This window comes from Aeribacillus sp. FSL K6-1121, assembly GCF_038003725.1.
Taxonomy (GTDB): Bacteria; Bacillota; Bacilli; order Bacillales; family Aeribacillaceae; genus Aeribacillus; species Aeribacillus composti.
In genome coordinates, this window is the sequence record NZ_JBBOPS010000001.1 from 527,748 (window position 1) to 546,801 (window position 19,054).

Annotated in this window: 23 protein-coding genes; all 23 read left to right on the top strand. The window is 40.4% G+C overall.

The genetic code is table 11. From position 1 onward, the window contains the following. Positions 1–95 precede the first annotated feature (95 nt). Complete coding sequence (locus tag NSQ61_RS02635) at positions 96–590, top strand: YqhR family membrane protein (RefSeq protein WP_063388112.1); 495 nt, start codon at positions 96–98, stop codon at positions 588–590. A 140-nt stretch (positions 591–730) separates the two neighbouring features. Then, complete coding sequence (aroQ, locus tag NSQ61_RS02640; RefSeq protein WP_063388113.1) at positions 731–1,183, top strand: type II 3-dehydroquinate dehydratase; 453 nt, start codon at positions 731–733, stop codon at positions 1,181–1,183. Continuing rightward, positions 1,173–2,234 (top strand): M24 family metallopeptidase, encoded by a 1,062-nt coding sequence (locus tag NSQ61_RS02645; protein ID WP_094246194.1) that lies wholly within the window; start codon positions 1,173–1,175, stop codon positions 2,232–2,234. Before aroQ ends, NSQ61_RS02645 begins: the two co-directional genes overlap by 11 nt. A 50-nt stretch (positions 2,235–2,284) precedes the next feature. Further along, on the top strand, positions 2,285–2,842 hold the full coding sequence (efp, locus tag NSQ61_RS02650) for an elongation factor P (protein ID WP_063388115.1): 558 nt from the start codon (positions 2,285–2,287) through the stop codon (positions 2,840–2,842). 482 nt (positions 2,843–3,324) lie between these two features. Then, positions 3,325–4,242 (top strand): stage III sporulation protein AA, encoded by a 918-nt coding sequence (gene spoIIIAA, locus NSQ61_RS02655; protein ID WP_340805832.1) that lies wholly within the window; start codon positions 3,325–3,327, stop codon positions 4,240–4,242. A 2-nt stretch (positions 4,243–4,244) separates the two neighbouring features. Continuing rightward, positions 4,245–4,757 (top strand): stage III sporulation protein SpoIIIAB, encoded by a 513-nt coding sequence (spoIIIAB, locus tag NSQ61_RS02660; protein WP_063388117.1) that lies wholly within the window; start codon positions 4,245–4,247, stop codon positions 4,755–4,757. Between the two features lie 27 nt (positions 4,758–4,784). Continuing rightward, the gene (gene spoIIIAC, locus NSQ61_RS02665; protein WP_063388118.1) at positions 4,785–4,991 is read left to right on the top strand and encodes a stage III sporulation protein AC; all 207 of its coding nucleotides are present in this window, start codon (positions 4,785–4,787) and stop codon (positions 4,989–4,991) included. Between the two features lie 6 nt (positions 4,992–4,997). After that, positions 4,998–5,396, top strand: coding sequence for a stage III sporulation protein AD (spoIIIAD, locus tag NSQ61_RS02670; RefSeq protein WP_094246193.1), 399 nt, complete (start codon positions 4,998–5,000; stop codon positions 5,394–5,396). 13 nt (positions 5,397–5,409) lie between these two features. Further along, positions 5,410–6,627: a stage III sporulation protein AE gene (spoIIIAE, locus tag NSQ61_RS02675; RefSeq protein WP_094246192.1), complete on the top strand. Its 1,218-nt coding sequence runs from the start codon at positions 5,410–5,412 to the stop codon at positions 6,625–6,627. Between the two features lie 12 nt (positions 6,628–6,639). Further along, positions 6,640–7,257 (top strand): stage III sporulation protein AF, encoded by a 618-nt coding sequence (gene spoIIIAF / locus NSQ61_RS02680; protein WP_063388120.1) that lies wholly within the window; start codon positions 6,640–6,642, stop codon positions 7,255–7,257. Continuing rightward, positions 7,250–7,885, top strand: a complete 636-nt coding sequence (spoIIIAG, locus tag NSQ61_RS02685; protein WP_232515569.1) for a stage III sporulation protein AG — start codon at positions 7,250–7,252, stop codon at positions 7,883–7,885. Before spoIIIAF ends, spoIIIAG begins: the two co-directional genes overlap by 8 nt. 15 nt (positions 7,886–7,900) lie before the next feature. Further along, positions 7,901–8,521: a SpoIIIAH-like family protein gene (locus NSQ61_RS02690; protein WP_063388121.1), complete on the top strand. Its 621-nt coding sequence runs from the start codon at positions 7,901–7,903 to the stop codon at positions 8,519–8,521. Positions 8,522–8,706: 185 nt separating this feature from the next. Continuing rightward, positions 8,707–9,198, top strand: a complete 492-nt coding sequence (gene accB, locus NSQ61_RS02695; protein ID WP_063388122.1) for an acetyl-CoA carboxylase biotin carboxyl carrier protein — start codon at positions 8,707–8,709, stop codon at positions 9,196–9,198. 10 nt (positions 9,199–9,208) lie between these two features. After that, complete coding sequence (gene accC / locus NSQ61_RS02700; RefSeq protein WP_063388123.1) at positions 9,209–10,558, top strand: acetyl-CoA carboxylase biotin carboxylase subunit; 1,350 nt, start codon at positions 9,209–9,211, stop codon at positions 10,556–10,558. 17 nt (positions 10,559–10,575) lie between these two features. Next, positions 10,576–10,977 (top strand): Asp23/Gls24 family envelope stress response protein, encoded by a 402-nt coding sequence (locus NSQ61_RS02705; RefSeq protein ID WP_063388124.1) that lies wholly within the window; start codon positions 10,576–10,578, stop codon positions 10,975–10,977. A 158-nt stretch (positions 10,978–11,135) separates the two neighbouring features. Next, positions 11,136–11,534, top strand: a complete 399-nt coding sequence (gene nusB / locus NSQ61_RS02710; protein ID WP_063388125.1) for a transcription antitermination factor NusB — start codon at positions 11,136–11,138, stop codon at positions 11,532–11,534. Positions 11,535–11,544: 10 nt separating this feature from the next. Further along, entirely contained in the window at positions 11,545–12,399 is an 855-nt protein-coding gene (folD, locus tag NSQ61_RS02715) for a bifunctional methylenetetrahydrofolate dehydrogenase/methenyltetrahydrofolate cyclohydrolase FolD (protein WP_066247612.1), read from the top strand. A gap of 22 nt (positions 12,400–12,421) precedes the next feature. Further along, positions 12,422–13,768 carry an exodeoxyribonuclease VII large subunit gene (gene xseA, locus NSQ61_RS02720; RefSeq protein WP_063388127.1) on the top strand — a complete coding sequence of 449 codons (1,347 nt, stop codon included), beginning with the start codon at positions 12,422–12,424 and terminating at the stop codon, positions 13,766–13,768. After that, the gene (locus NSQ61_RS02725) at positions 13,765–14,004 is read left to right on the top strand and encodes an exodeoxyribonuclease VII small subunit (protein WP_063388128.1); all 240 of its coding nucleotides are present in this window, start codon (positions 13,765–13,767) and stop codon (positions 14,002–14,004) included. The genes xseA and NSQ61_RS02725 overlap by 4 nt, the downstream gene beginning before the upstream one ends. Continuing rightward, the gene (locus tag NSQ61_RS02730; RefSeq protein WP_063388129.1) at positions 14,004–14,882 is read left to right on the top strand and encodes a polyprenyl synthetase family protein; all 879 of its coding nucleotides are present in this window, start codon (positions 14,004–14,006) and stop codon (positions 14,880–14,882) included. Before NSQ61_RS02725 ends, NSQ61_RS02730 begins: the two co-directional genes overlap by 1 nt. 764 nt (positions 14,883–15,646) lie before the next feature. Continuing rightward, complete coding sequence (locus NSQ61_RS02735; RefSeq protein WP_094246530.1) at positions 15,647–16,267, top strand: hypothetical protein; 621 nt, start codon at positions 15,647–15,649, stop codon at positions 16,265–16,267. Between the two features lie 10 nt (positions 16,268–16,277). Continuing rightward, positions 16,278–18,179: a 1-deoxy-D-xylulose-5-phosphate synthase gene (dxs, locus tag NSQ61_RS02740; RefSeq protein ID WP_063388130.1), complete on the top strand. Its 1,902-nt coding sequence runs from the start codon at positions 16,278–16,280 to the stop codon at positions 18,177–18,179. Then, a complete protein-coding gene (locus NSQ61_RS02745; protein WP_063388131.1) occupies positions 18,172–19,005 on the top strand; it encodes a TlyA family RNA methyltransferase in 834 nt (277 codons plus the stop codon). The genes dxs and NSQ61_RS02745 overlap by 8 nt, the downstream gene beginning before the upstream one ends. The last annotated feature ends 49 nt before the right edge of the window (positions 19,006–19,054 follow it).

Here is a 19,054-nt window from a genome sequence, read left to right on the forward strand (position 1 = left end):
GAATGAAATAAATTTTTTTATACAAAAAATAAACTTTTCATGAAAAATTCATCAAGAAAAGAAAAGTGGACATATTAAAAAAGGGAGGTGGACGGATGCTTAACAGCGAAAAAAAGAATTCTACTGGTAAGGAAAAGAAAAAAGAACCATTCCGATCCTTTTTTCTGAAAATTGTTGTCATTGGTTTTACTGGCGGAGTATTATGGAGTTTGATAGGATATTTAGCGTATGTGTTGAACTTTACGAAAATCGGGCCAAATCGAGCTCTCATGTTATTTGCCTTTGATAATTGGAAGAACGGAGTCGCTGGGCATTTTGCGGGAGCTGCCTTCATAGGCATCATTTCTATACTTACTGCATTTTTATATTATGTTCTGTTCAAAAAAGTTCGGTCAATATGGGGAGGCATTGTTTTCGGAGTCGCGCTGTGGGCCGTTGTTTTTTGCTGGCTGGGACCGGCTTTTCTAAAAATCGATCCGCTCGGTCGGCTTGGTACAAATACCATTGTCACCTCCATCTGCTTGTATGTGCTGTTTGGCGTTTTTGTCGGGTATTCCATTTCCTACGAATATGGGGAGCGTCAATCATAAACTAAATGATGAGATTATAGAACTGTGTCAGGGTCACAAGATCCAATCATAAACTAAATGATGAGAGATCAAGAATCTTATGGTAGAATGTTCATAATACTGGACATTCTTTTTTAATACATGATAGAAAGGTGTAATCGATGGAGAGAATACTTGTAATCAATGGCCCGAATTTAAATTATTTAGGCGTGAGGGAGCCGCATATTTACGGAAAAAAAACATTGGCAGATTTGGAAAATGAATTGAAATCTCTCGGTGAAAAAAAACAAGTTCAATTTTCTTTTTTTCAATCGAATCATGAAGGAGAGATTATCGATAAGCTTTATGAAGCCGATCAACAATTTGATGGAGTGATTTTAAATCCAGGAGCTTTTACTCATTACAGCTATGCGATACGGGATGCAATTGCCAGCATTTCAAAACCGGTAATTGAAGTCCATATCTCCAATACAAATCAACGGGAACCGTTCCGGCATCATTCTGTCACAGCACCGGTGACACAAGGGCAAATAATTGGCTTAGGGTTTTACGGCTATCAATTGGCAGCTTTATCTTTACTACATTTGATCAGGGAGGAAACACATGAAGCTTGAAAAAGTTCGTTCACAAATGGAACAGTTAAATATTGACGGCATGCTCATTACAAACGAATATAACCGCCGCTATTTGACGGGATTTACAGGTACGGCCGGGGTCGCACTGGTGGCAAAAGAGGATGCATGCTTTATTACCGATTTCCGGTATGTAGAACAGTCAAAAAAACAAGTAAAGCATTTTAGAATCGTGCAGCATTCAGGATCGATTTTTGAAGAAGTCGCTGCGCAGGCGAAGAAAATGGGGATCAAAACGCTCGGGTTTGAGCAGGATCATCTTTCTTATTCAACATACACATCGTACAAGGATGTTTTAAAAGGGATTGAATTCGTTCCTGTCTCAAATATTGTGGAAAAGTTGCGCTTGATAAAGACTGATGAAGAGATTAAGATATTAAAGGAAGCCGCTGAAATCGTTGATGCTGCCTTTACACACATTTTACATATGATCCGTCCAGGTGTGAGAGAGATTGAACTAGCGAATGAGCTCGAATTTTTTATGCGAAAAAAAGGAGCAGCTTCCTCATCTTTCGATACGATTGTCGCGTCAGGTTATCGGTCAGCCCTTCCCCATGGTGTAGCAAGTGAAAAACCAATTGAAAAGGGAGAGCTTGTAACGTTTGACTTTGGCGCCTATTATAAAGGATACTGTTCAGATATGACGCGGACAATTGCTGTTGGAGATCCTGGAGATGAAATGAAAGAAATTTATAACATCGTGCTTGAAGCACAAAAGAAAGGCGTGCGCGAAATCAAGTCTGGAATGACTGGAAGGGAAGCGGATGCTGTTACACGTACCTACATTGAGGATAAAGGGTACGGGGAATATTTCGGTCATTCAACTGGACATGGAATCGGACTTGAAATCCATGAAGGACCGACACTATCAGCTCGCTCTGATACCGTTCTTCAGCCAGGCATGGTGGTCACGGTTGAACCTGGTATATACCTTCCAGGAAAAGGCGGGGTAAGAATTGAGGATGATATTTTGATCACTGAGCACGGAAATGAAGTGTTGACTCATTCGAAGAAAGAGCTCATCATTCTCTAGCGAGTGCCCCAATCAATGTTGTTAAAGAAAATGTAATAGGAGGACCAAATATGATTTCTGTAAATGATTTTCGTACAGGTTTAACGATTGAAGTCGATGGGGGGATTTGGCGCGTTCTTGAATTCCAGCATGTAAAGCCTGGTAAAGGGGCGGCGTTCGTTCGTTCAAAATTGCGCAACCTTCGGACAGGTGCCATCCAAGAAAAAACGTTTCGGGCTGGCGAAAAAGTAGCACGTGCTCAAATTGACACCCGGAAAATGCAATATTTGTATGCAAATGGCGATCAGCACGTTTTCATGGACACAGAATCGTATGAACAAATTGAGCTTACTTCAAAACAAATTGAATATGAGTTGAAGTTTTTGAAAGAAAATATGGAAGTATACATCATGATGTATCAAGGCGAAACAATCGGAATTGAGCTTCCGAACACGGTTGAATTAACTGTTACGGAAACAGAACCTGGCATTAAAGGGGACACTGCATCAGGCGGCTCTAAACCGGCTACGCTTGAAACAGGGCTTGTCGTGCAAGTGCCGTTTTTCGTTAATGAAGGGGACGTTATTATCGTCAATACTTCTGACGGTTCTTATGTTTCCCGTGCGTAATTATTCTTAAAAAAAATAATGAAAAAAGTCAAAGAAAACGAAAAGACCCGCAGAATTCTAACTGATTTCTGTGGGTTATTTTTTTGAAAAGAAAGATTTTATAGCTATTTTCGCAATCGTTTATAAAAGATCAGAATACACAAGCTTTCCAACCTGGCCTTTTTTTGAACAGGATTCAAATACAGCTTGTCCACCTTTAATGATCCATCCACGCTTTTTTCTTTTTCCTCAATTCACTGAAAACGGCAAAAGGTATAACAATATAAATAAAAGCCGCAAGAAGCCATACAAGTCCATCATAAATTTGAACCAACATTCACTCACCACCCCCTAACTCCATTATAACTGTTAAAATCAGAAAATTCTATCAAATTCTATTGAAATGATAAATGCAAAAAAAAGGAATAAGAGAAACGGTAGTCATAAAGTGGCCAAGCTTGCATACATTGAAAATAAATAAGGTATTAAAGGGGGAAGGAAGATTGAAAGAAATCATCTCAATTTTTCCCGAAACAATTGCAAATGAATTAAAGCAGCTTCCTTCTTCTTTTTTTGAACAGATGGAAGAAATTCGCATACGTTTGTACAAGCCGATTGAAATCATCGCTTTCGGCAAACCGCACTTTCTTCACTACGAGGCGACAAAAGAAGACGGGATGATGATTTTAAACAAGATCAGCCAATATTCGATTTACACACTGGAGGAAGAATTAAAGAGAGGTTTTATTACGATTGGAGGAGGGCACCGGATCGGCCTTGCTGGAAAAGTGATTACAGAAAACGGCAATGTCAAAGCCATACGGCACGTTACATCTTTTAATATCCGGATAGCAAGGGAGAAAATAGGCCTGGCTGAGCAATATATTCCTTATGTATATGAAAAAAAATGGTTAAATACGCTTATTTTTGGACCTCCCCAATCAGGAAAAACGACTCTGCTGCGTGATTTTGCCCGGATCATAAGTACTGGGGTTAAAACGATCCCGCCTCAAAAGGTCGGCATTGTGGATGAAAGATCAGAAATAGCCGGCAGTGTAAAAGGAATTCCGCAATTTACTTTTGGTCTTCGCATTGATGTATTGGACGGATGCCCGAAAGCAGACGGGATGATGATGTTGATCCGTTCGATGAGCCCTGACATCATTATTGCTGATGAAATAGGGCGTAAGGAAGATACCGATGCATTAATGGAAGCTGTGAACAGCGGTGTTCAGCTGTTTGTGAGCGCTCATGGCGAATGCTTTGAAGATTTGCTGCACCGTCCGACCTTAAGAGAACTTATTCAATTAGGCATTTTTGACCGATACATGGAATTGGAGAAAAAAGGTACTCCAGGGACGGTTTCCCGTATATTTGGAAAAAAAGAAAAAGAGATTGTGTATAAAGCAGGTGTGAAATAGCGATGAAATTGTTAGGGTCTTTATTCATCTTATTAGCAACAACATGGATTGGGTTTGATTCGGCTAAAAGATTGACAGAGCGGACAAGACAATTGCGGCAATTAAAGGTTTCTTTGCAAAGCTTGGAAGCTGAGATCATGTACGGCCACACACCATTGCAGGATGCATCGCTTCATATTGCCAAACAGGCAGCCCCTCCGCTTTCTAATCTATTTACATTATTTTCTGAGAAATTATCGCAAGGCGACATTGATGTGAAAAGTGCATGGGAAAGCAGTCTGCTTGAAATATGGCCTTATACATCGCTGAAGGAAGGGGAATTGGAAGTTTTAAAGCAATTTGGAGAAACATTGGGGCAGCATGATTTAATCAGCCAGCAAAAGCATATTAAATTGACAATGGCTCATTTGGAAAAAGAAGAAAAAGAAGCGCTGTTTAATCAAGAGCATTACGGAAAAATGACGAAAAGCTTAGGATTTTTAGCGGGATTGCTCATTATCATTCTTTTGATGTAGCGATATAAGCTGGGAGGAGAAAGGGACATGGGTGTTGACGTCAACACAATTTTCCAAATCGCTGGAATCGGAATTATCGTTGCGTTTCTTCATACCATTTTAGATCAAATGGGGAAGAAAGAGTACGCCCAATGGGTTACATTGTTGGGATTTATTTACATACTTTTTATGGTTGCTTCCATTGTCAACGATTTGTTCCAAAAAATTAAAGCGGTTTTTCTTTTTCAAGGATAGGAGGTTTTGGAGATTGAAATTTTTCAAATTGTCGGGCTAGGATTGATTGCAACTTTGCTCGCTCTTGTCATAAAAGAACAAAAGCCGACCTTTGCCTTTCTATTAATCGTCTTTACCGGTGTCTCCATTTTTCTTTTTTTAGTGGATCAAATTTATGAATTGATTCGAATGGTCGAAAGAATTGCGAATGAAGCAAGCATTGATTTGATTTATGTCGAAACCATTTTAAAAATCATCGGAATTGCCTATATTGCTGAATTTGGTGCGCAAATTACGAAAGATGCCGGACAAGGCTCCATTGCATCCAAAATTGAATTGGCAGGGAAAATTTTAATCTTATCTATGGCAATTCCGATCATGACGGTGATTATACAAACGATGATTAAGCTTCTCCCAAATATATAATTTTAAGGGGGTGATGGGGATTCAGTCATCATTTTTTCGCGGCATCCTTTTTTTGGCGTTTTTTGCTTTCGCTGTGCCAAACATGGTACAAGCCTCTCAAGAGCAAAATTCCTCGGCAGATCCTCCAAAAGAAGAAGCGATTCAACAAGAATATATGGCAGAACAAATGGACGAGCTTGGGATTGAGGAAATTAAAAATTTTTGGAATGACATTATGACGACATACGGAGGACTTCTTCCGGAAAGCCAGAAGGGAAGCTTGATGGATTTTATTAAAGGTGAAAAACAATTTTCTATAAAAGAGTGGGCCGTTGGCATTTTGAAATTTCTTTTACATGAAATCTTGGCAAACGGAAAGCTTCTTGGAACCATTATCATTTTAACGATATTTAGCGTTCTTCTCCAGCATTTACAAAACGCCTTTGAAGAAAAAAATGTGAGCAAAGTTGCTTACTCCATTGTTTATATGGTGCTTGTCATTTTAGCTTTAAACAGTTTTCACGTAGCCATTTCCTATGCAACGAATGCGATTAACGGGATGACAAGCTTTCTTCTAGCCTTAATTCCGATGTTAATAGCTTTAATGGCGTCATCTGGAGGAGTTGCTTCGGCTGCATTTTTTCACCCCATTACCATTTTCTTGATGAACGGAAGCGGTTTGTTGATTGAAAAAATTGTTCTCCCTCTGCTGTTTTTGTCTTCTTTGTTATTTTTAATCAGCACGATGACGGATCAATATAAAGTTACTCAGCTTGCTCAGCTGTTCAGAAGCATTAGCATCTGGCTTTTAGGCATTTTCTTAACCATTTTTTTAGGAGTGATTTCTGTCCAGGGGGCGACGGCAGCTGTGACAGACGGGATCGCCTTGCGGACGACAAAGTTTATAACGGGAAACTTTATACCTGTGCTTGGAAAAATGTTTACGGAAGCGGCTGATACGCTCTTCAGCGCATCGATGCTGTTAAAAAACACAATTGGCGTCATTGGTGTTGCCATTCTCTTTTTGATCACCATTTTTCCGGCAATGAAAGTACTGGCGATTGCCTTTATCTATAAATTTGCCGCTGCCGTTTTGCAGCCTTTAGGGCCGGGAGAGATTATCTCCTGTTTAGACATCATCTCCAAGAGCATCATCTATATACTAGCGGCACTGATCCTTGTATCGTTCATGTTTTTTTTAAGCATTACAGTTATTATCGCAGCGAGCAATGTCACCATGATGGTTCGATAGGAGTGGTGGTATATGTCATTCATCACCGAATGGGTCACTAATATCATATTATTTATTTTTATTGCCATTATTTTAGATATGCTGCTGCCGAGATCCGCAATGCAAAAATATGTAAAAGTCGTTGTTAGTTTATTATTAGTGTCTGTCATTCTTACGCCGATTTTAAAAATATTTTCCTATGATTTTCCGAACTTGTTATCCGAGGAGCTGCTGAACTCGGAAGCAAAAGAAGATTCAATAAAAAAATCAATAGAATTTAAGAAAAATGAAATACAAGCTAACAACCGTGCATATATTTTAGAACAAATGGCTGTCCAAATGAAAAATTTAGCGGAAGAGGAGCTGGTAGAAAACTATGGTTTAAAGGTTCAAAAAATTCATCTTTCGGTTGATGAAACAAAAGAGAAGATTGAATCAGAAAACGATTTAAAGCAAGTTACAGTTTTCGTGGAAGAAAAAGATCTTCCCCACACGGTTGAAACGGTTAAACCGGTTGAAATCAACATGAACGAAGAAGACAAAAAAATGCTCGCAAATGAAAACGAAATAATTGCCCAGCTTGCTGAAACATGGGGAGTATCGAAAGAAAAAATTTCGATTGAAATGGAAGGAGGCGGCCTAAGTGAATGATAGGAAAAATTTTTTGCAGCGACTAGCCTCTCTTCTTCCCGGACGAGATATGCTCAAAAAATCAGCCACCTATCCATTCATGCTTATACTTTTGACGCTTGGAATCGCTTTTATGCTGATCGGCAGTTTTTTATCCGGCGAAAGCAAAACAGTAGAAACGATAAACACCGCTGCAGAAGAAGAGGATGTTGAGCCCGCATTTAAACAAACAACAAGTGAAAAAGGAACAATTGAACGTTATGAACAGCAGTATGCAAATGAGCTAAAAGGAGCGCTTCAGTCCATTTCAGGCGTAGGTGAGGTAGAAGTTATTGTCAATGTTGACTCTTCATCTGAAAGTGTGTTGGAAAAAAATCGCTCGATTCAAAACCAAACGACAGATGAGACGGACCGTGAAGGCGGAAAGCGGCAGGTGGAAGATAAATCTGTTGACGAACAAGTGGTAATCATTCGAAAAGGGGATCAAGAATCACCCATCGTTGTAAAAACCGAAAAGCCGAAAATACGCGGAGTGTTAGTAGTAGCAAAAGGTGCTGAAAACGTTCAAATAAAAAAAATGATCACCGATGCAGTTACAAGGGTGCTTGATGTCGATAGTCATAGAGTAGCCGTATTGCCAAAAAAGTAAAGGAGGATGCTTGACATGTTAAAAAAACAAACTGTTTGGTTATTAACCATGTTAAGTTTAGTTGTTGTGCTGTCCGTTTATTACATTACATCTCCTGAAGGAGGATCTTCCCCTGATGTGGTGTTGACGGATACAGAGACGAATTCGAATGAAAAAGAAAGCGGAAATGACAATAATAAAGAACAAACAGAGCAACAAAAAACTGATGCGAAGCAGCAAGAAAAAGAACAATCGAGCAAGCAGTCCAGCGCAGAAGATGGATCGGTAGTCTCCACAATAACGGACGATGATTTATTTACTGCGCTGAGAATGGAAGTGGAAGATGAAAGAAGTGAACGCAAGCAGGAGCTGGAGACAATTATTGGGTCCAATGATGTCTCATCTGAGGAAAAAAACAATGCATATGAGGAGATGCGCGAATTATCCAAGCTGTCAGAGAAAGAGAAGGTATTAGAAACACTTATCAAAACAAAAGGCTACGAGGATGCATTAGTTCGCGCTGATGGAGACAAGGTGAGAATTACCGTAAAAGCGAAAGAACACTCCCCGCAGCAAGCAAACGAACTGATTCAATTGGTGAAGGATGAAATCCAGTCCATGCAGGATGTTGCCGTAACATTTGAAATAGCAAAGTAACATGACTCCCCGAAAAAAATCGGGGATTTTTTCATGTGAAGAAAAAGCTGCTTTGAATTGTTTGCTCATATTTTTAATAGTTATTGAATTTTAGCAAAAAGTTATCGTATCATAAATGATAGTTACTTTTAATACTTGATGATAATATCTAGCAAATTGGAATTCATTTTAAGGAGTGTTTTTTCATGTTAAATTTTAAGGAAATAAAGGAAATCATCAAATTGATCGATGATTCATCCATTGATGAATTTACATATGAAAGCGAAGGGGCAAAGGTCCAATTAAAAAAAACTGCGGCTCGCGCTGGTCAGCATGTTGTCTATAACAATGCTTCTGAAATTCAAGCTTTGCCAAAGCAGCCAGCTGCTGAATCTTTAGAACAGCCGAAAAAAGAGGTGCATTTGCCGAAAGAAGAAAGCGAGCAGAAAACAGAAAATTTACATAAAATTACTTCGCCGATGGTCGGCACATTTTATGCTGCTCCAAACCCAGATGCAGATCCTTATGTTACAATAGGATCAAAAGTAAAAGAGAATACCGTTGTTTGCATTGTAGAGGCAATGAAATTATTTAATGAGATTGAAGCGGAAGTAAAAGGCGAAATTGTCGACATTTTAGTTGAGAACGGTCAGCTTGTTGAATACGGACAACCATTATTCCTTGTAAAACCAGAGTGAGGGAAAGAAAATGTTTAAAAAATTGCTGATAGCAAACAGAGGAGAAATTGCAGTAAGAATCATACGCGCCTGCAAGGAATTAGGGATCGAAACAGTCGCCATATATTCTGAGGCGGATAAAGACTCCTTGCATGTTCAGCTTGCAGATGAAGCGTATTGCATAGGACCGACTGCATCTAAAGACAGCTATTTAAACTTTACGAACATCGTGAGTGTAGCGACGTTGACTGGATCAGAAGCCATTCATCCAGGCTACGGATTTTTGGCAGAAAACGCTGATTTCGCCGAGCTTTGCAATGATTGCAACATTGTTTTTGTAGGCCCTAGTCCAGAAGCAATCACAAAAATGGGAAAAAAAGATGTTGCTAGGGAAACAATGCGGCAGGCGGGTGTTCCGATTGTGCCTGGGTCAAAAGGGATCATTAAAAGCGAAGAGGAAGCAGTTGAGATCGCAAATCAAATCGGTTATCCAGTCATTATTAAAGCAGCCGCCGGAGGCGGAGGAAAAGGAATACGCGTTGCGAATGACGAAGAAAGCTTGCGGAAAGGGATCCAAATTACTCAGCAGGAAGCGCAAACAGCATTTGGAAACCCAGGCGTTTACATTGAAAAATGTATTGAAGATTTCCGCCATGTTGAAATCCAAATTCTTGCCGATCACCATGGAAACGTCGTTCATTTAGGTGAAAGGGACTGCAGCATTCAAAGGCGCTTACAAAAGCTGGTGGAAGAAACTCCTTCTCCTGCACTATCTGATAAAATGCGACATAAAATGGGGGAAGCGGCTGTAAAAGCAGCCAAAGCGGTGCGTTATTCCGGTGCAGGTACAGTGGAATTCATTTTTGATTATAAAAATGAGCAATTTTATTTCATGGAAATGAATACCCGCATTCAAGTTGAGCATCCTGTTACTGAAATGGTCACAGGCATTGATCTGATCAAAGAGCAGATCAAGATTGCAGCAAACGAACCACTAAGCTTTGAACAGAAAGACATTACATTTAACGGCTGGGCGATCGAATGTAGAATTAACGCAGAAAACCCGGAAAAGAATTTTATGCCTTCAGCTGGTAAAATCGAAATGTACCTGCCTCCGGGCGGACCGGGTGTCCGCATTGATTCTGCCTGCTACCCTGGCTATTCCATTCCGCCATATTATGATTCAATGGTCGCAAAGCTGATTACACACGGAGCGACAAGGGAAGAAGCGATAGCCAAAATGAAAAGAGCTTTAAGTGAATTTGTTATAGAAGGAGTGCATACAACCATACCTTTCCACCTGAAATTAATGGATCATGAAAAATTTATCAGCGGGGAGTTCAACACTAGATTTCTTGAAAATTATAAAATCATGTCATAATTTTGGAGGTGTACTATTTGAAAGATACAGGATTGGAAATGAATCATGAAGCAAGCTTTGGAAAAGTGGAAATCGCTCCGGAAGTCATTGAAGTCATCGCCGGAATTGCCGCATCTGAAATAGAAGGGGTAGCCCAAATGCGCGGCAATTTCGCTTCAGGAGTCGCTGAACGCTTTGGCAAAAAAAATCATGGTAAAGGCGTAAAAGTAGACTTAGGTGAAGAAGGCATTGTCATTGATGTATATTGTGTCATGAATTTCGGGGTTTCCATTCCGGCTGTTGCACAGAAAGTACAAGAAAACATTCGTCAAACGCTTTTAACGATGACGGCGCTTGAAATCAACGAAATCAACATTCATGTAGTGGGCATTCAGTTTGAAACGAAGACGGAAGAGCCTGAAATTCAAGAGGAAATGTAAAGGCGGAGGATATCCTCCCCTTTTTTGTTTAAAATAAAGAATAATAAGAAAGATTCTGAAATTTCTTTTCGGATAAACTTTCATATGTGATACAAGAGGCAGTTATGATATGATTCATATATGACATTTCGACATAGTTTGAAAAAAGGAGCAAAAAGATGAAACGGAGAACAGCTAGGAAAAAGGCATTGCAGGCACTGTTTCAAATTGACTTGGCTGAAGCGCTTCCTGAGGAAGCCATCAATCATGTTTTGGACGGTAATGAACATGATCCATTTTTAAATAAGCTTGTACTCGGAACGGTTGAACATCAAAACGAAATTGACGAATTGATAAAAAGGAATTTAACCAATTGGAAATTGGAAAGATTGGCTAACATTGACCGTGCCATTTTGCGTTTAGCTGTATATGAGATGAAATATGAACCGGATATTCCGTTCAATGTAACAATTGATGAAGCGATTGAACTTGCTAAAATGTTCGGAGATGTTCAGTCGAGCAAATTTGTAAATGGTGTCCTCTCAAGTATAAAAGAAGAGTTAGAAAAAAAAGCTTAGGAGGAAAAAGATGGTGGCGACGATTATTGACGGAAAAGAATTGGCAAAAGAAATGCGAAGCGAGTTAAAAAAAGAAGTGGAACAATTAAAGGAAAAAGGGGTAACACCCGGCCTTGCCATTATTTTAGTTGGGAACAATCCTGCTTCCCTTTCTTACATTAAGGGGAAGCAAAAAGCTTCGGAGGAAATCGGCGTTTCTTTTAAGCTGGAACATTTGGAGGAGTCGATTTCACAAGAAGAACTGCTTGAAGTGATAGAAAAATATAATCAGGACGATCGTTATGACGGAATTCTTGTTCAGCTTCCGTTACCTGACCATATTGATGAAACAGCAGTCATTGAAAAAATTTCTCCAGAAAAAGATGTGGATGGCTTTCATCCGATTAATGTTGGACGCATGATGACGGGACAGGATGCGTTTTTGCCGTGCACACCGGCCGGAATTGTTGAAATGATCAAATCTGCAAATATCGAAATTCCCGGAAAGCATGTTGTCGTTGTTGGCAGAAGCAATATTGTCGGAAAACCGGTCGGACAATTGCTTCTAAACGAAAATGCAACGGTTACATATTGCCATTCGAAAACGAAAAATTTACGGGAGCATACGATCCAAGGAGATATTTTAATCGTTGCTGTCGGGCGTCCTCATTTCATAGGTGCTGATCATATTAAAGAAGGTGCAGTCGTAATAGATGTTGGCGTCAATAGACTTGAGAACGGAAAACTTGTAGGCGATGTAAAATTTGATGAGGCAAAAGAAAAAGCAAGCGCCATTACTCCTGTTCCCGGCGGAGTAGGTCCAATGACGATTACGATGCTGGTTTATAATACGGTTAAATCCGCAAAGAAGCGGGTACGTCCATAAACTTGCTTTAAAGGAGTTGTTCATGAGTAACAAAAAATTTGTAACCGTTTCGGCGTTAACAAAATACCTTAAGCGAAAATTTGATGTTGATCCACATTTGCGCGATATTTGGGTAAAAGGCGAATTATCAAACGTAAAAATTCATGACAGCGGACATATTTATTTTACGTTAAAGGACGAGCATGCCAGAATACAGGCGGTTATGTTTTCAAGTTTTAACCGTTCTCTTCCATTTCGCCCAGAGGACGGGATGAACGTATTGGTACGCGGTGAAATTACCATTTACCAGCCCGGAGGAATATACCAAATTTATGCAAAGGAAATGGAGCCTGATGGAGTAGGAGGGCTTTATCTTGCATTCGAGCAGCTGAAAAAAAAATTGGAGCAAGAAGGGCTGTTCGATGTCAAGCATAAAAAAACGATTCCTGCCTTTCCAAAGACGATCGGTGTGATCACATCGCCGACAGGTGCAGCCGTCAGGGATATCATCACAACGATCAAACGAAGATACCCTGTGGCAAAAGTGGTGGTTATTCCCGCAATTGTTCAAGGTGTACAAGCGGGAAAATCGATTGTGAATAAAATACAGCTTGCCAACTCCCTCGGTTATTTCGATGTCCTCATTGTTGGAAGAGGAGGCGGATCGATTGAAGAGTTGTGGGCTTTCAATGAAGAGATGGTGGCAAGGGAAATTTTTAAATCAAAAATACCCGTTATATCTGCTGTAGGCCATGAAACAGATTATACAATCGCAGATTTTGTCGCCGATCTTCGGGCGCCGACTCCAACCGGAGCAGCAGAGCTGGCTGTTCCTAATATAACGGATTTAATCGAAAAGATCCGGGAACGGAACATTAGAATGACGAACGCTTTAAAGGAACGGATCAAAAAGGAAAAGCTCAAGCTTTTCCGCTTAACCAACTCATATGCATTCAAATATCCGAAAAAGCTTTATATGCAAAAGGAACAGGAGCTGGACATTTTATTCGAAAGGTTTAAAAAAGCAGGAAAACGTTACTTAAGCGATCAAACGAACCGATACTTGTTATTGACGAATCGTCTTAAAAACGAACTTCCATATGACCAAATTGAGCGGGCGAAGACAAGAATGAAGGATCTGGACAAAAAAATGCTGCGCGAGATGACAGCTTTATATCAACAGAAGCTGAATCGCTTTCAAGCATTGGCTTCTAAACTTGATGCACTCAGCCCATTAAAGATTATGGAACGTGGATACAGCCTTGTGTATAAACAAGATAAGCTGGTAAAGAGCGTAAAACAAACGGCTGAAGGGGATTTTATTCAAATTAAATTGCAGGACGGGACCATCCATTGTGAAGTATCTGAAATTGAGGAGAGAAGATCATGAATGATCAAAAAGAATTAACGTTTGAAGAAGCGATGAAAGAGCTGGAAGCAATTGTTTTAAAATTAGAAGACGGGGATGTTCCATTAGAACAGGCGATCCAATATTTTCAAGAAGGAATGAAGCTTTCAAAGCTTTGCCATGAAAAATTAACGCAAGCTGAAAAGCAATTGGATTTTATTCTTGATGAAGATGGAACGATCAAACCTTTCCAAGCACAGGAGGAAGAACAAAAGTGATGTCTTTTCCGGAATACTTAAAAACGCGCAAAGCTGCCATTGATTCCGTTCTTCCCACATATATTGAAAGATTAAATGCCCCGAAAATTATTAAAGAATCGATGCTTTATTCCTTAAATGCCGGCGGGAAACGTCTGCGCCCTATGCTCTTGCTTGCCGTTCTCCATTCGTATGGAAAAGAAGAGAAAATTGGTTACCCGGTCGCATGTGCGGTGGAATTGATTCATACGTATTCGCTCATTCATGATGACCTTCCATGCATGGACAATGATGATTTTAGAAGAGGAAAGCCGACCAATCATAAAGTATATGGAGAAGCCATAGCCGTGCTGGCAGGTGACGGATTACTGACTGAAAGCTTTCGGCTGATTGCTGATGCTGAAGAGCTTTCAGATCGCGTAAAATTGACGCTCATTTCAGAGCTTTCAAAGGCGGCTGGTGCAGAAGGAATGGTTGGCGGACAAGTTGCCGACATGGAAGGAGAAAACAAACAATTAACTTTAAAACAGCTTGAATATATTCATGAGCATAAAACAGCAAAGCTTCTGGCTTTCAGTATTATTGCAGGTGCCATCATTGCTGAGGCGTCGATTGAAGAAATAAATAAATTAAAGGAATTCGCATACCATATAGGCATTGCCTTCCAAATTAAAGATGACATATTAGATGTTGAAGGAGACGAAGAAAAGATCGGAAAGCCTGTTGGTTCCGATGAAGAGAATAAAAAAACAACGTATTTGTCCGTACTGTCTTTGGAAGGCGCAAAGGAAAAATTGTCGGAGCATATTGAAACATCAAAGGCTATTTTGCAAACATGTTCCATAAACAATGAGCTTCTATTATCGTTTTGTGATTTAATTGGGGAGCGCGAACATTAAACGATGAAAATTCGGTGCACCTCCAACGGGTCGACAAAATGTGAGGAACGGGATTCGCATTTGAATGTGTGCATTCTCCAACAAGTTGAGGAAAACACTCCTATATGATATAATTCTGTCAGAAAACATGATGGAGTGGTGCAGTATTCTAGTCAGCCCTCCGGTTCTGAAGGCGGGCCTAAAAATCCGCTAAAGGGCACATCGATGAAGTTCCTGGTGTTGGCTTGAGGCGCCCAGCCTTGGGTTGATGCTGGGGGTTAAGGTTAGAGGGCGATCCACAATGGCATGTGGGCGTTGACCCTCTTTCCGCGGAGGCCCATTTTATGTGCAAAATGGGTATGAACCTGTCTACGCGCTTCATAGTGCAATGAGGCGCGGACAGCGTAGCCTGCCTTGAGTGGAGGCCGAGGGGATTATGGAAACAAGGAACTTTTTCATATGGCCAATGAAAGAGTTTCTTATGTGACATATGAAATCGGCTCTGCAAAAGAGGCTAGGAACCGGCTAAAGGCTGTTTGAGGAAAACTCCTAGACTGTTCACATGACATATATAGAGGATTGTAGTACGGACTAAGTGGCAATCCAGTCTAGCGTTTGGCGACAGCGCTAAGTCAGGTTTAAAGGGAAACCGCCGGGGCGGCAACGCCTGGTACTTGACTGGGAAAACCTACTGGACCTAAGCCGTAATGTTTACTCTATATATGACCACTCCATTTCCGTTATATATAGTTTTTACATAGAAATCAGGTGTTATGCATTTCATGATGAAAGAGCTAATTCGATATTCAATACGATGGAGTTTAGGAATTGCCGTTATCACATTCGTGTTAGCGGCTCTTTTTTCAATTGTATCAACTGTTCTTCTGGAAGGCGTCGGATGGGCTGCCGGTATGATGATCGTTTTTGTGATCGTTTTAATCGGCATTTTTTTTGATATGCTCGGCATTGCTGCCACATCAGCAGATGAGGTTCCGTTTCATGCGATGGCGTCAAAGCGTGTGAGCGGTGCCAAGCATGCCATTCAAATTATCCGAAATGCCGATCGCTTTTCGAACTTTTGCAACGATGTTATTGGCGATATTTCCGGCATAATCAGCGGAACAGCCTCGGCTGTTGTCGTAGTGCAGCTGGCGCTGACGTTTGCCGACCGTCAAACTTCGGCGCTTGAGTTTACGATTTCAATCGTATTCACAAGCATTGTAGCTGCTCTTACTGTCGGAGGAAAAGCGTTTGGAAAGGCGTTTGCAATCCGTTTTTCAACTCCGATTATTTTTTATGTCGGAAAGATATTTTATTTTTTTGAAAAAAGATTTAATATTGTTTTGATGAAAGAGAAAAAAGGAAAGAATCATAAAAAAGCAAGCATATCTAAAAAGCGAAAGTGAGTGATCCGTTTTGGATCTATTGTCCATCGAAAATCCAAAATTTCTGAAAAAGTTTTCAATAAAAGAACTGGAGCAATTGAGCGCGGAAATTCGCCAATTTTTAATTGAAAAGCTGTCAGTGACCGGCGGACATATTGGACCAAATTTAGGAGTAGTTGAGCTGACAATATCTTTACATAAAATGTTTGACAGCCCGAAAGATAAATTTATTTGGGATGTAGGTCACCAGGCGTACGTTCATAAAATTTTGACAGGCAGGGCGAAAGAGTTTGATACGTTGAGGCAGTATAAAGGATTGTCCGGTTTTCCGAAGCGTTCAGAAAGCGAGCACGATGTTTGGGAAACGGGGCACAGTTCAACTTCACTTTCTGCGGCAATGGGAATGGTTATTGCCCGCGATTTAAAAGGAACGGATGAATATATTGTGCCGATTATCGGCGACGGTGCTTTAACCGGAGGCATGGCGCTTGAAGCATTGAATCACATCGGCCATGAACAAAAGGATATTATTGTTGTGTTAAACGATAATGAAATGTCTATTGCTCCAAACGTCGGTGCTCTTCATCATATACTTGGAAGATTAAGAACAACGGGCAAATATCACTGGGTAAAAGAAGAGTTGGAATACTTGTTAAAAAAAATTCCAGCTGTCGGAGGAAAGCTTGCCTCAACAGCAGAACGGCTTAAAGACAGTCTGAAATATTTATTCGTTTCGGGCATGTTTTTTGAGGAGCTTGGCTTTACCTATTTTGGACCGATTGACGGACATGATTTTCAGGCATTGATGGAAAACATTAGTTATGCCAAAAAAACAAAAGGCCCTGTTTTGCTGCATGTTATCACGAAAAAAGGAAAGGGCTATTTGCCTGCCGAAAAAGACAAGGTTGGAACATGGCATGGAACAGGCCCGTATAAAATTGAAACAGGCGATTTTGTTAAACCGAAAATATCGGCTCCGTCTTGGAGTGAATTAGTAAGTGAAACAGTTCGAAAATTAGCGAGAAACGATGAAAGAATTGTTGCAATTACACCAGCCATGCCGGTTGGTTCGAAACTTGAAAAATTCCGAGAAGAATTTCCGGACAGAATGTTTGATGTCGGTATTGCCGAGCAGCATGCGGTGACGCTTGCAGGAGGACTTGCTGCTGCCAATATGAAGCCGTTTTTGGCAATCTATTCAACCTTTTTGCAGCGCGGTTATGACCAAATGGTTCATGACATTTGCCGACAAAACTTAAATGTGTTTTTCGGAATTGACCGCGCAGGACTCGTCGGAGCTGACGGAGAAACCCATCAGGGAGTATTTGACATCGCTTTTTTGCGCCATATACCAAACATTGTATTAATGATGGCGAAAGACGAAAATGAAGGACAGCATATGGTTTATACGGCTCTGAAGTACGATGAAGGGCCGATCGCTCTTCGCTATCCGAGAGGAACAGGATTGGGTGTGCCTCTTGATCCTGAGCTGAAAGAAATTCCGATCGGTACGTGGGAAGTTCTTTTACAAGGTAAAGATGCTGTCATTTTAACATTTGGAACGACGATTAAAATGGCATTGGATGCAGCGAAAGCACTTGCCAAAAATAATGTTTCCGTTCGAGTCGTCAATGCCCGCTTTTTAAAGCCGCTTGATGAGAAAATGCTTCTTGAGATTTTCAACGAAGGAATACCGATTTTAACAGTAGAGGAAGCAGTTCTTGAAGGCGGTTTTGGCAGCTCGGTATTAGAATTTGCTGAAAAGCATGGCTTTACAAATCTTACAATGAAAAGAATGGGAATTCCAGATCGCTTTATCGAGCATGGAAGCGTGGAAAAACTGTTAGAAGAGATTGGATTAACAAAAGAAGGAATAATAAAAAATGTGCTCGAAGTAATACCAAAAAAAGAAAAAGGAATCAAATATGGGTAAAAAGGAACGTTTAGATGTATTGCTTGTAGAAAGAGGACTTGCAGAAACGAGAGAAAAAGCAAAAAGGGCCGTTATGGCCGGGCTTGTTTATTCAAATGAAAAACGATTGGATAAGCCTGGCGAAAAAATTGATCGCGACATCCCGTTAACTGTAAAGGGAGATGCGATCCCTTATGTTTCAAGAGGCGGTTTAAAGCTGGAAAAGGCATTGAAACAATTTGAAATCAGTGTGGCAGGAAAAATTATGGTAGATGTCGGCTCTTCTACGGGAGGATTTACCGACTGCGCCTTGCAGAACGGCGCAAAATTATGTTATGCGGTGGATGTCGGGTATAATCAATTGGATTGGAAGCTGCGTCAAGATGAACGTGTCATCGTGATGGAACGGACAAACTTCCGTTATGTAAAGCCGGAGGATTTTCAAAAGGGGCTTCCGGAATTTGCTACCATTGATGTATCGTTTATCTCTTTAAAATTGATCCTCCCTGTTTTAAAAACCATTTTGGTGCCCACTGGTGAATGCGTCGCGCTAATTAAGCCGCAATTTGAAGCAGGAAAAGAAAAAGTCGGGAAAAAAGGAATTGTGAAGGATGCTCGGGTTCATGAGGAAGTTTTGCATGACATAACGGCCTTTGCAATCAGTGAAGGATTTGATTGCTTACATTTATCGTACTCTCCGATCACTGGCAGCAACGGGAATATAGAGTTTTTGCTCCATTTGTATTGGGGAGGGGCAAAAGAAAAAGGTGACATAAAATTTACGGAAACAATTGAAGAAATTGTGAAAAATGCTCATTCGACGTTAAAAATAAAGAGACAGGGATAACGAATACAAGTTATTCCTGTTTTTCTATGAGATATCATAACAGGAAAGA